The 12523-nt window shown below is 43.6% G+C and carries 11 protein-coding genes and 1 pseudogene; 10 read left to right on the top strand and 2 right to left on the bottom strand.

All coding sequences use genetic code 11. The features are described 5' to 3' along the window. The 10 genes and pseudogenes from F6K37_RS19240 to F6K37_RS19195 form a co-directional block, all read left to right on the top strand. Positions 1-214, top strand: a pseudogene (locus tag F6K37_RS19240) (class I SAM-dependent methyltransferase); the annotation flags it as partial. An 81-nt stretch (positions 215-295) separates the two neighbouring features. Next, positions 296-1354 (top strand): NAD-dependent epimerase/dehydratase family protein, encoded by a 1059-nt coding sequence (locus tag F6K37_RS19235; RefSeq protein ID WP_008180951.1) that lies wholly within the window; start codon positions 296-298, stop codon positions 1352-1354. Next, positions 1355-2143 carry an acyltransferase gene (locus F6K37_RS19230; protein WP_287251608.1) on the top strand — a complete coding sequence of 263 codons (789 nt, stop codon included), beginning with the start codon at positions 1355-1357 and terminating at the stop codon, positions 2141-2143. A 109-nt stretch (positions 2144-2252) separates the two neighbouring features. Beyond that, a complete protein-coding gene (locus F6K37_RS19225; RefSeq protein ID WP_008180956.1) occupies positions 2253-3293 on the top strand; it encodes a sulfotransferase family protein in 1041 nt (346 codons plus the stop codon). A 31-nt stretch (positions 3294-3324) separates the two neighbouring features. Next, positions 3325-4839: a flippase gene (locus tag F6K37_RS19220; protein ID WP_008180958.1), complete on the top strand. Its 1515-nt coding sequence runs from the start codon at positions 3325-3327 to the stop codon at positions 4837-4839. A 156-nt stretch (positions 4840-4995) separates the two neighbouring features. Then, complete coding sequence (locus F6K37_RS19215) at positions 4996-6312, top strand: rhamnogalacturonan lyase family protein (RefSeq protein ID WP_229414356.1); 1317 nt, start codon at positions 4996-4998, stop codon at positions 6310-6312. Between the two features lie 10 nt (positions 6313-6322). Further along, positions 6323-7288 (top strand): lysylphosphatidylglycerol synthase transmembrane domain-containing protein, encoded by a 966-nt coding sequence (locus F6K37_RS19210; protein ID WP_008180961.1) that lies wholly within the window; start codon positions 6323-6325, stop codon positions 7286-7288. Positions 7289-7450: 162 nt separating this feature from the next. Then, the gene (locus F6K37_RS19205; protein WP_008180962.1) at positions 7451-8068 is read left to right on the top strand and encodes a metal-dependent hydrolase; all 618 of its coding nucleotides are present in this window, start codon (positions 7451-7453) and stop codon (positions 8066-8068) included. 235 nt (positions 8069-8303) lie between these two features. Further along, on the top strand, positions 8304-9875 hold the full coding sequence (locus F6K37_RS19200) for a glycosyltransferase family 39 protein (protein WP_008180963.1): 1572 nt from the start codon (positions 8304-8306) through the stop codon (positions 9873-9875). A gap of 64 nt (positions 9876-9939) precedes the next feature. Beyond that, complete coding sequence (locus tag F6K37_RS19195; protein WP_287251606.1) at positions 9940-11454, top strand: glycosyltransferase family 39 protein; 1515 nt, start codon at positions 9940-9942, stop codon at positions 11452-11454. A gap of 258 nt (positions 11455-11712) precedes the next feature. Here F6K37_RS19195 and F6K37_RS19190 read toward each other — a convergent pair whose 3' ends face one another. Together F6K37_RS19190 and F6K37_RS19185 are read right to left on the bottom strand one after the other, a co-directional pair. Beyond that, entirely contained in the window at positions 11713-12216 is a 504-nt protein-coding gene (locus tag F6K37_RS19190; protein ID WP_287251604.1) for a hypothetical protein, read from the bottom strand. Continuing rightward, positions 12146-12523, bottom strand: a 378-nt coding sequence (locus tag F6K37_RS19185; protein WP_287251602.1) for a hypothetical protein, incomplete at its 5' end; no start/stop codon positions are given. The genes F6K37_RS19185 and F6K37_RS19190, both read right to left, overlap by 71 nt.

Below are 12523 nucleotides of genomic sequence, written 5' to 3'. Positions count from 1 at the left end.
GTTTATCTGTTATAAGGAACATGAGCTTCTAGAATTTTTTAAATCTATTGGTCTGAGCAAAGCTGAGCGCTATCCCCAATTCTTTGTGCCTATGGTACTCCATCGCACTTTAAAATCTCCTAGCTTCTCTTCATTTATGGAGAAGTTAGCTCGACTCTCAGGCTTGACTAATTTGTTTGGTTCACCCGTAATTTTAAAGCTTACCAAGACTTAAGCCAGATGCCGATTAAAATTAATTGTATAAACTTGCTTGGTTAAATTCCAATATTTTTTAGGTTAGCTAAGACAGTAGAATATGGAAGATACTCAATTCAAACTCCCAACTGGCAGTCGCGTCTTAGTGACTGGAGCTACAGGGTTTACAGGTTCAGTTCTTGTACGTAAATTAGTCGCACAAGGTTTAGATATCGTCGCTATTGCACGTCCTAGTTCTAAAATTGAGCCTTTTAAAGACATTAAAATTGAATGGATTAGAGGGGATGTTTTTGATGAAGAGTTAATCAAGAAAGCCATCAAAGGAGTTAACTATATCTTTCATATTGTAACTCCTTTTCGAGAAGCAAAATCTGCTGACAATGTCTACTACAATGTCCACGTTGTAAGCACACAATTGCTAGCAAAGTACGCTTTAGAAGAGCCAGAATTTCAGCGTTTTGTTCACGTTTCAACAATTGGTGTTCATGGTCATGTCGAAAATCCTCCTGGTGATGAAAATTGTCCAATGCATCCTGGAGATATATATCAAGAAACCAAACTAGAAGGAGAACTGTGGATCAGAGATTTTGCTAAAAAGGAAGGCTTACCAGTCACTGTGGTACGACCATCAGGAATCTACGGTCCTGGGGAGAAACGGTTTTTGAAAATTTTCAAAATGGTTGGCCGTAAGTGGATACCAATAATTGGCAATGGAAGTAACTTACTGCACTTAATTCATGTTGATGATTTGACCAATTTTTTTATACTATCAGCCACCCATCCTCAAGCAGTGGGAGAAGTTTTTATTTGTGGCAGTAAGGAGGCGATAACCTTTCAAAAAATGGTCTCTATTATTAGTGAATACTATGGAATTTCCTTTAAATTCATTAGTTTGCCAGCTGCGCCACTGTTTGCCTTAGGTGATTTTTTGGAATTCATCTGTCGTCCCCTGGGCATAGAACCACCTATTTATCGAAGACGGCTAGCGTTTTATACAAAAGACCGCTCATTTAACACAGCAAAGATGATAAATTTACTGGGGTTTGTGCCTGTCCATTCCGATGAAGAAGGGTTAAAGGAATTAGCCCAATGGTATCTTGACCAAGGATGGATATCTATTAAAAATCCTAAATTAGTTTCCGAACAAAAGTTAACCTAGTTGAGAATAGCATTGATTATGATAGCCAATAAAGAAAAAAAATTGATATCCAAAGTTTCTTTAACAGAGCAACTCAATAAAAAAGATTCTTCTTTATTGAAGAGTTATCAAGCAAAGGTTATAGGAAATAATAAGTTATTATCTTTAGTTCAATATGAATTAGCTACTTTTTTATTTGGTAATCTGGCTGGTGGAGCTGGATATCTATTGAGAAAAAATTTTTTTTCTCCCCTTTTCAAGGCTGTAGGTTCTGGAGTTATTTTGGGGAAGGGAATTGTTTTACGTCATCCTGGAAATATTACTCTTGAAAACCGCATCGCTATCGACGATTATGCTCTCCTGGATGCTAGCGGTGCTGGAGAGGATGGAATAACTATAAAAGACGATGTTATTGTTTCCAGGAATTGTGTGATTCAGGGAAAAACTGGTCCTGTAGTTATTGGTAAAAAAACTGATATTGGATGTAATGCTATTATCTCCTCAGGTGCTGGCATTTTTATTGGCAGTTCTGTCTTAATTGCTGGTAACTGTTACATTGGGGGTGGTCGGTATCTATCAGATCGTTTGGATATTCCCATGATGGAACAGGGAGTTTATTCTAAAGGACCAGTGGTGATTGGTGATGATGTTTGGTTGGGTGCCGGAGCAATTGTTCTCGATGGAGTTCGGATTGGCAAAGGGTGTATTGTTGGTGCAGGTGCTGTAGTTACCAAAAACCTTCCTGATTATGCTGTTGCGATTGGGGTTCCAGCTAGGGTAATTCGAATGCGTCAGCAAATCCAAGTCTAAACGTCAATATTTGTACCATATCTTGGTCTTGTATATAATTCCTTTATTTTAGCAGGTTTAATAAGCTTCCTCGATAAAAATTATGAGTAATTTAAGAGAAGTTAAGTAGATGAATCAAACCAAAAATTTGAGTCTAGCACCGACTTCCCAATCTAAATCAGACCTAGGTATTTCAGAGTCCCCAATCTTCATCTTTGGATGTCCTCGTTCTGGAACTTCCCTTCTGAGTCGGATTATTGGCTGCCATCCACGAATTGCTATACCATTCGAGTCTCACCTCTATAATACGTTTTATCCCTGGCTGAAGTACTACGGTAACCTACAGCTGATTCAAAACCGTGAGCGTCTGGTAGACGATATCCTGACAACCGAGGTCATGAGAGACTGGTCTCCCCCTCCCAATCGTGAGCACACCCTTGAAGCTATCTATAGATTTGACTTTCACGGCATAGTTGATGGCATCATGGGTGCCTGGACTAATGCCCAAGGTAAACAACGCTGGGGAGAAAAGACGCCTGCCCATATTTTCTACTGGCGCGAAATTTTCAATGCTTTTCCCAATTTGCAAGTGCTTCATATAGTGCGAGATGGCCGCGATGTGGCTCTATCCTGGAAGGGTTCTCGCTTTGGTCCAAAGCACATCTACCCACTTGCTCAAAAATGGCGAGAGTATCTTGAAACTGTGGAAGAGTTGAGAACGGCTCTCAATGATGACTCTTTTTTAGAAGTCCGATACGAAGAATTATTGTTGGAACCTGAAGGTATAGTTCGAAAGATTTGCACCTTTCTTAAGGAGGAATTTGCCCCTGAAATGTTGGAATTCCATAAGGTTGGTGCATCCTATCCAACTGACCAGAAAAACCAGAAAAATCTTTCTAGACCTCCTCTGACCAGTAACGCTGGCAAATGGCGCAGTGAAATGACAGAGCGTGAACTTCGTATCTTTGAAGCTGTAGCAGGAGGAACACTTGAGCGCTATGGGTACGAGAGGCAGTGGCATCAACCTCAAATTTCGGGTCTAGAGGTGATGCAATTTCGGTTCCTTGAACATCCACCACGGAAAATACTGGCAATGCTTAAAAACACTAAAGGTCATATCGACGGCATCCGGAGACTCAAGATCTATTGTCGCCTCAGATTGGGAATTTAGCAACTGATAGAAACAGTGGAGGAGATATCTAGTGGCACCAATTAATGCCACCTTCAACAAATTTGTCAAAGGAGCTGGTTTATCCTTCCTTGGTCAAGTCATAAGTACTGCTTTCAAGTATGTAACTCAAGTAGTGCTTGCTTGGCTTCTGGGTGCAGAAGTCTTCGGACTTTACACCTTGGCAATGATCATCTACCAACTCGGAGAACTATTTTCTAGGATGGGGCTTGAAACTGGAGCTATACGCTATGTCTCAATCCATCATGGTACAGATGATAATGGTCGGCTCAAAGGAGTTTTACTACAGGGGATTGGACTACCTTTCCTCAGCGGTATAGTATTTGGAATCGGTCTATTTTTGGGATCTGACCTTATTGCCCAGGGGATTTTTGGTCAACCAGACCTTGCTCTTGCACTGCGGGTGTTCGCGATCGCTCTCCCTTTCGGGGCTAGTATGACAGTAGGAGCATTTGCTACTACAGGATTTCAGATAACAGCATACAAAGTTTATGTTTGGGAGCTTCTGCTACCATTAATTAACTTAATATTAGCTGTAGTACTATGTAAAGTTGGCTGGGGACTGTGGGGGGCAGCGATTGCTTGGCTACTTGCTGTAATCGTGTCTTTAGCTTTCACCGTCCATTTTATTCGAGGTATCTTTCCTGCCCTATTGAGCAGAAATATCACCCCTGTCTTCGAAACCAGGCAACTACTTGCCTTTTCCCTCCCTTTATCTTTCGGAAGTTTTTTGTGGCTGGTGATGCTCTGGACAGACTCTTTAATGCTGGGATATTTTCGACCTGTAGCAGAGGTGGGGATTTACCGGGCCGCTTCCCAGACAGCACTGTTGATGACTCTGTTCACTCGCTCGTTGGTAACAATCTTCACACCGATGATTGCTAACCTTTATAGTAACGGAGAGCTTGAAGAATTAGACAAACTCTTTAGAACTGCTGCCCGCTGGAGCTTCTCCTTGACTGTACCTCTGTTCTTAATTGTGGTAGTAGCTGGTAAAGATATCCTACGTGTTTTCGGTTCAGAATTTGAAATCGGATCGTTACCTCTAACAATTCTAGCAGCAGGGCAATTAGCAAGAGCTGGTCCGGGAGGATTAGCCATGCACGTACTAGCAATGTCAGGGCATCAATATCTCAAGCTCTTTGGGGACGTGGTGTTAGCGATCACCAACATCGGATTAAATATGCTCATGATTCCACGATGGGGACTGATGGGAGCGGCAGTGGCAACAGGAATCAGTATTTTAGCAGTAAATCTGCTGCGTATCTTGCAAGTCTACCTAGTTTTGCATATTCATGGGTTCAACTGGAGCTACTTAAAAACCATAGGGGCAGGAACTCTCGCTGTTTTGATCGGTCTCGGTGTACACTCTTGGGTTTCATTTATGCCTTACCTTCTGGTATTGGTTATTACTGCTGGAGTTGTGTTTCTAGTTTATGTACTGCTGTTATGGGCAATGGGCATAGAGAAAGCGGATCTGATCATCTTGAGAAAGATGCAACAGCGCTTAGGGCTATTGAAGAATTGATAATCTCTATTGATACTATCTATAGAAATGCAGAACTATTTGTACCGATTACGCCAGAGGCGAGTTCAATTAAAAATATGTTTATTATTGATTTTTTATAGTTGTTTAAGCTGGGGATGTGTGGAGCAATCCAAGGCAAAAAGAGGTATTGCTAAAGTGTCGAATTTGCCTTATTCCACGATTAAACCTCAAGTTATTGAACTTAAGCCTGCTGCCAGCGATCGCCGTCTCGGTGGACTGATTGCAGCAGACATCAATGATGATGGTCAGAAAGATTTGATCATTACTAAGCCAGGTTATATAGCAGCTTACAGTCATTCTGGTAAAGCACTCTGGAGCAAGTCAATCAATATCCAGGTAACTGGGAAGTCAGAGAGCCAAGGATTGCCAGGAAACCAGGCCCCCGGTGTCCAAGCAGCTGATGTAGATGGAGATCAAAAGACAGAAGTTCTGTTTTTAACCAAGGACAATACCCTCCATATTGTTGAGGGGTTCAATGGAGAGACTCAGAAAACTATAAAACTCCCATCTCCAGAAGGTACAGAGGGTTGGGAGCACTTAGTAGTAGCCAATTTCCGGGGCAAAGGCGATCGCGATTTACTACTTCAGGCCACTAATGCTGAAGGATACCGTATGGGTCGTTATCTAGCAGCCTATCCCCTAGACAACCTACTCAAAGGTGAAAACCTTCAACCATTGTGGAGCCGAGATGATTTCCTTGCCAATGCTCACAATGGGGCACGGGTGGCAGATCTCGACGGAGATGGCAAAGATGAGGTTTTGGGTGGGACAATCATCTCACCCGACGGAGAGATGTTGTTGAAAATTCCCATAAAAGGTCATATTGACTCCCTGTTTGTGGCTGATGTGCGTCCAGACATTCCAGGATTAGAGGTAGTCGCTCTGGAAGAGGGGGGTGGCAATCGGGTTTTCCTTTATAACCGCGATCGCGTAATTTGGAAAACCCACTACAAGCATCAAGAACCACAAAATGCTGCCATTGGTGATTTTGACCCCCAACGACCGGGATTAGAAGTGTGGTGCCGCAGCCGTTACCAGAAGCACCAGAAACCCTTTGTCTTTGATGCCCAAGGTCAACTGATTGCTAACTATCAAATGGATGATGTTGCTCCCAAGGGATGGACAGACAAAGGTGTAGAGGTGATCGTCCCGATTGATTGGACAGGAGAGTCGAGGCAATTAGTGGCTGTCAAAGAGCGCCATAAACCAGGAGACGTGGGGATTTTCGATGCCCTGAGTGGGCAATTTCTCCATCGGTTCAAAGAACAGGCGGCGAGACTTTACGTTGCTGATGTATCTGGGGATTGGCGGGAAGAGGTGATGGTTCTCAATGGGAATCAGCTGGACATCTACAGCAACCCCGAACCCAATCCCAATCTTGATCGCCCACGGCTATGGACTCAAAACCACTACCGCCGCAGTAAGATGACTTGGAACTACTACAGTCCATAAACTAAAAACCATGGAAAAAAGGTTAGCTGCTAGGAAAAAATTGATTCTTACGATCATTAAATGCGGCGTTTCCATAGCGCTACTGTCTTGGGTGTTGCGCAAGACCAATCTGCCTGACATTTTCCTAGCTGTGAGTTCTGCCAACATTCCTCTGTTAATGGCAGCGTTTGTGGTCTACTTAGCCAGTTACTACATCAGAGCTCATCGGTGGCGGGTACTACTTTTGGCTCAGAATGTGAAAGCTACCATCCCTTACTTGTATAAGTCCTACATGGTCAGCATTTTCTTCAGTAATTTTTTGCCCTCCACCATTGGTGGGGATGCTGTTAGGGCTTATGATGCCTGGCGGTTGGGAACGAGCAAATCAGTCGCACTAGCCACTGTGTTTTTGGATCGTTTCCTCGGTTTACTGGGTTTGATGCTGTTTGGCCTCGGGGCGCTGTTTTTTTCTCAGACATTGATTGCCCAGTTACCATTACTTAATCTGTGGGTGATGCTAGGTACGGCAGCAATTATGCTTGTAGTCTCGATGATTTTCATACCCTCTCAGAAGATTTCAAGGGTTATTAGCAAGATCAAACTACCCTTTTGGCACCCCATAAAAAACAAGGTATTGAATATTATTAAAGCTTTCCTAGCCTTTGGGAACCGCAAACATGCCTTGGCTATGTCTATGGGGTTGTCACTGATGGTGCAAATCAGTGTCATCGCTCATTATTACCTAATTGCAAAGGCCCTGGATTTACCGGTTCCCCTTCTTAGTTTCTTTCTGATCATTCCCCTAGTCTCCTTGATCATGGTGTTGCCTGTATCGATCAACGCCATTGGTCTCCGTGAGAATGCATTTGTATTCTTTTTTGCGGCTTACGGCTACAATATTGCCAGATCCGAAGCCATTGCCTTTGCTTGGCTGGCTTACGGAATCGTGATCATTCAGGGGCTGCTGGGGGGAATTGTATACGCTTTGCGCAAGTAAAGGTGATTAACTCAGATCAGGTGATCGGCTGATCAGGTAAGGTCATGATCAGGTAATCGGATGATCAGGTAATCAGGTGTAATGGTGATCAATAAACAATAGTCAGAGCAATTATAAATTACCAATTACCAATTACCAAATATAAATTACCAATTACCAAATATGAATTACCAATTACCAAATATAAATTACCAATTACCAATTAATCACATGCCATCACCAGTAGGACACACATTTGCCGGTATTTGTGGATTTGTTCTGGCACGCCCTTATGTAGCTTGGCATCAGCAAACTCGGCTGTTGTATGGTTCAGTATTGCTCACGAATTTGCCAGACATAGACATTCTGCCTGGATTGCTGCTGCTGGGAAATCCAGGAGCTTTTCACCGTCAGGCTACCCACAGCTTGATAGTAGCCGCCATAATTGGCATCTTCGTTGCTTGGCTAGTGGGGCGTTGGAAGTTAAATCGGCTCCGATGGGGAATTTGGGCAGCTCTAGTTTATGGAAGCCACCTCCTGTTGGATATGCTAGTAGCTGACCCAACAGCACCTTTCGGAGTCCAGGCACTCTGGCCTTTTTCCCTAGAGTATTTTATTTCACCTATTACCATCTTTGCCCGATTTGATTATTTTAATCCAGAATTGGGTATGGTATGCACCATCTTGAGTATTCCTAACTTCTTGGGAATACTGTGGGAAATCGTAGTACTTACACCCTTGGTAGGACTGGCATGGTATGGGTTTGGGAAAACTGACGGCAGAAAACCATTGGCAAGATAGAGGCCAAGGGTGATGGGGTGATCAGGTGATCAGGTGATGGAGACAATAATAGATCTTTTGCATAAATGTCTAAAACAAGGCTGATAAGTAATATGGCCGTGTGTCCCAATTTACTTTGGTAAGAGGTTAATCGTTCTTTGTTGATGGCGATCAACCATCTTTCCTGAGCCATGATGAACCCTGGTCTGATCATGGTGGTTCTTAATACTGATTCTAGATAAGGTTGGTCAGGTGCATGAAAGCAGAAAAACTTAATTCAACAGAAACCTCAATCCAAGCAGATTGGCTTTGGCAATGGATTCCCATCGCCTTAATTTTGCTATTGGCGGCTGGGTTGTATTTCTATCAACTCGGCACAGAGAGCCTGTGGGTGGATGAACTCTACAGTGTTAATGATGCCAAACGCTTACCAGGCCATCTGGGTCTAATCCGCCCAGTGTATTTCATCCTGCTGTGGCTGTGGATGCAGTTTGGCACCAGCGATGCTTGGTTGCGGGGGTTGTCTGTCTTGTTTGGATTGGGCAGTGTATTTCTAACTTACCAGCTTGGTCGTCGTGTAGGGGGAAAGCCAACGGGCTTGATTGCTGCCCTCCTCTTGGCTCTATCGCCCCTGTTCATCAATTTTGCCCAAATGGTTCGTATGTACACCCTAGGCACTTGTCTCGGTCTAGGTGGTACCCTAGCGCTAGTGCATGCTCTTGAGAATCCTACTACCACCTCAATGGCTTGGTGGGCTAGCCTACGACTGTTGGTAACCCTAACTGCACCACTAAATGCCACCCTGCTCTTCGCGGACATCTGGTTAGTATGGTTTCGGTTTCGCAAGCAACGCGCTACATTATTAGCTTTCGGCAAATGGCTGTTACTGGTAATCCTGTTGTGGTTACCATCTTTGTTATCTCTATTGTCTGGAACCCTGCCCTTCCTAAGCAAGGCTCTTAATCTCATCGCCAAAATTGATCCATCGGCTACTCGACACTCATTTCCCAGTTTTGTGGATGTTTTACGTAAGTTAAAGAATTTTACTGCCTTTCCGTTTCCTTCCACATCGAAGCTGAGTAGCTTGTTTTATCAATCCTACAGTCTACTATTAGCTGGCTTGATCGGTATTGCCATAATCCACAAAAACCACAAACCACGCCTGTGTTGGATTGCTGCTTGGGCATTTATACCGTCAGTGATGATTTTTTTAGTTTCTAAACGATTATGGATAGACCGCTACATACTGTTTTTATCCCCATACATTTTGATTATTCTGACCGCTGGCTTGATGGGATTGTGGCGTTGGAAACGGAGTTTGGCGATCGCAGTAGCAATTATCTATACTATTACCGTTAGCACTGGACTAGTACGCTATTACACCGTGCAGGATCGCCAAGATTGGCGCAGTGTAGCACAAACAATTAGCATTAATGAAAAACCTGGTGATACCATCTTTTTATCCATAGGTTCGCAAAAAATGACCTCAGCGCTGGATCATTACTATAGTGGAGATGCTCCGATCTATTCCCGAAGTAAACTTTGTCCTTCTGATCGAGTCAAAAAGCCAGTCGTAGAGCAAGCACTAAATAACTTGCCACCTATTCCCTCGCGGCTGTGGCTACTGTGCGGCACAGGTTTTGACGAACAAAAGTTTCGCACTGTTTTCAAAGAACATTTTAATCTGGAAAGACACGAAGAATTTACTAACGAGAACTTTTATAGACAGAATGATTTAATGCATCTATTTCTGATCATACCAAATTCTGCCAATTCTACTGATTCTCGCAATTCTACTGATATAAAAAACAAATCAACATCGGTCTAAGCTCTAGGGCTTTGATTATTGAGTTAGTCGGTCTAAGCTCTAGGGCTTTGATTATTGAGTTAGCATGAAAGCCAACAACCACAAAACACCAGCGCTCCTAGAGGGAGGAAATTGGTTCCGACCATGGATGCCCATTACCTTAATCTTAGTATTAGCGACTGGATTGTATGTCTATCAACTTGGTACAGAAAGCCTATGGGTTGATGAACTCATTAGTATTCATCGTGCCAAGCACCTAGAGCAAGTCTTTAATGGTACACGCCCCCTCTATCACATCCTCCTACAAGTCTGGATGATAGTTAGCAGTAGTGATACTTGGCTGCGGGGATTGTGCGTTGTGTTTAGTATTGGTACTGTTTTTGTTACCTATCGGCTTGGTCGGCGCTTAATGGGAGAGTCCACTGGCTTAATTGCTGCCCTAATCGTTGCCCTCTCACCCCTGTTTATCCATCATGCCCAAGAAGTCCGGATGTACGCACCGAGTACATTCTTTGGTGTTGCTGGCACACTGATCTTAACCCACGCCCTAGAACGTCCAACTACTCCCTTACTTTTAGGATGGGCTGCTCTGCGATTCTTGGCAATTATCAGCACACCCCTTAACGTAGCGCTGCTGCTCCCAGACATCGTTGTGTTTGGCTGGAAGTATCGCAATCAACCTCGTGTTTTGTTCCGTTTCGGGGTCGGACTGTTACTGATTGGTATTTTATGGCTGCCATGGGTGTTTCCACTAGTAACTAAGAGCGCCAAATTTATGGGAGGTGTAAAAGTACCCGGTACATCAGTTCGTGATCTCGGTGGACGCACTAGTCCTGGTGTAGTTGATGTGATCATGCAGCCAGGTCGCTTGACAGCTTGGCCCTTTGGTCGAGCCAATTCCAATGCCATCTACTGGTTTTACAATGCCTACTCTGTCATGTTGACCTGCTTGCTGGGTGTTGTGCTATTCAACAAACCACGCTCAGCTAAGCTGGGTTGGATTGCGGCTTGGGCGTTTTTACCCTTAGTTCTGTTCTTTTCAGTGTCCCAAGTCTCTCGTTCTCTTTGGGTCAATCGTTACCTACTCTTAGCAGCTCCATACCTATTTATTCTTTTAGCAGCCGCTGGGATCGGCATTTGGCATCGATGGCGTATTGGTGCCTTGGTGATAGCGCTGATCTATGCCATTGCTGTTGGTGGTGGGCTAAAGCGTTACTATACCGTGCTCGATCGAGAAAATTGGCGTGGTTTAGTAGAAACCATTGCGACCAAAGAACAACCGGGTGATGTGATTGTTTGGTCCATTGGTCAGAGAATACCTGTGGCATTGAATCATTACTATCATGGCTCTGCAAGTATTGAGATTAAGGATGTACTCCCGCCATCGGTTAGAAAAAACGATCAGCAAGCGATAGAAGGTTGGATTAGCAGTTTACCTTCAACCCAATCTCGTTTATGGCTAGTTTATGTCAAGTCGTCGAAGCTATTTCGGTCTGTTGTTAAAGAGCAATTTCAGATTAAAACCCGAGAGAAACCCATTGATGGGATAGAAATATTTCTGCTTAAACCACGTTCTGCTGATAAAACGTCTCAGGAGTAGACTTCGCCGCAGTTGTCTATTGAACTAAGCCTAGAACTAGTTATTGCCGGTTTTTAGCGATCGCAATTTCCTGAAATAACTCAAAGCGCAATTAAATCAAGAATGGGTAGTGGTAAAGATGTAGTGGTTTGGCTACGGTCTGGTAAAGCTAACGGGAGCGAAAATCACGTATTGTGTACCACAACCAACTCCCCAAAGCTTTCATAAGGTAGTAGTAGCACCATAGTGACTGGGTTATGGAAATAGTTGCATGAACAACTATCTTTGATATCTTTGATAGTATCTGTCCTGGCTTCTCTCTTCGTACCTTTGCTCGTACCTTTGAGAGTTGTTGTCCCAGTTCATATCCGCACGTATATCCCTTTCAAATTGCTGCAAAATCCTGCCCAAAACATCTTTCATATTCTCCTTATCGTTATAGTTGTAGGTACGACACTCCCTGGTGTTGTAGTACTTACGGCGGTCTGGAACCCGACGCCGTTGACCTCTGTAGCGGCGACCGTAATATCCATGACGATAGCCACGACTAAACTCGCCCCCTGCGGTGCGCTCTTCATAAGCTATACCCCTGCTGGCATCACGTCGCCCCTCCTGATAACCATCATCGTAAGCTTCACGATGGTTAGCTGCATCCTGCTCAACGTAGTAACGAGGGACACTGTAACAGTATCTGATCTCATCCGCTTTCACTTCAGAAGGAAACAACAGAAGTCCCGAGAGTGTAGCGAACATGAGTAGAGTAGTAGAACCGATTTTTTTCATTGTTGAACCTCGTAATATATTTGGGATATTTGTTCTCTAGATATCCGTAAATACACTGTAGGTTCCATAAATTTCCAATCTCGAAATAAAACTTAATATTAAGAGGACGAAAAGATATAGGTAAACCAGACCAAAAACCTCGGTATATTCTCACTAATTTAGAGAATTTGGCAGCAGCCTTAGGGCGTGTCATCAAATAGGTGTCAATCCAGTTTAAAATAGATAAATTCTTGGCGAGTTGAGTAATTTCAGGAGTGGTACAATGACGCGCCGCTATGCTTTGCGGAATGACCAGTGGGAACGCATC

The organism is Moorena sp. SIO4E2, from assembly GCF_010671945.1.
Lineage (GTDB): Bacteria > Cyanobacteriota > Cyanobacteriia > Cyanobacteriales > Coleofasciculaceae > Moorena > Moorena producens.
The sequence above is the reverse complement of the archived record's forward strand: the minus strand, read 5'-3'. Positions and strand labels throughout refer to the sequence as shown.

What these genes read in the sequence shown, in the direction of transcription:
- F6K37_RS19195 (WP_287251606.1), top strand. Translation starts at nt 9,940, where the DNA reads ATGAAAGCCAACAACCACAAAACACCAGCGCTCCTAGAGGGAGGAAAT.
- F6K37_RS19190 (WP_287251604.1), bottom strand. Translation starts at nt 12,216, where the DNA reads ATGAAAAAAATCGGTTCTACTACTCTACTCATGTTCGCTACACTCTCG.
- F6K37_RS19200 (WP_008180963.1), top strand. Translation starts at nt 8,304, where the DNA reads ATGAAAGCAGAAAAACTTAATTCAACAGAAACCTCAATCCAAGCAGAT.
- F6K37_RS19210 (WP_008180961.1), top strand. Translation starts at nt 6,323, where the DNA reads ATGGAAAAAAGGTTAGCTGCTAGGAAAAAATTGATTCTTACGATCATT.
- F6K37_RS19225 (WP_008180956.1), top strand. Translation starts at nt 2,253, where the DNA reads ATGAATCAAACCAAAAATTTGAGTCTAGCACCGACTTCCCAATCTAAA.
- F6K37_RS19205 (WP_008180962.1), top strand. Translation starts at nt 7,451, where the DNA reads ATGAATTACCAATTACCAAATATAAATTACCAATTACCAATTAATCAC.
- F6K37_RS19235 (WP_008180951.1), top strand. Translation starts at nt 296, where the DNA reads ATGGAAGATACTCAATTCAAACTCCCAACTGGCAGTCGCGTCTTAGTG.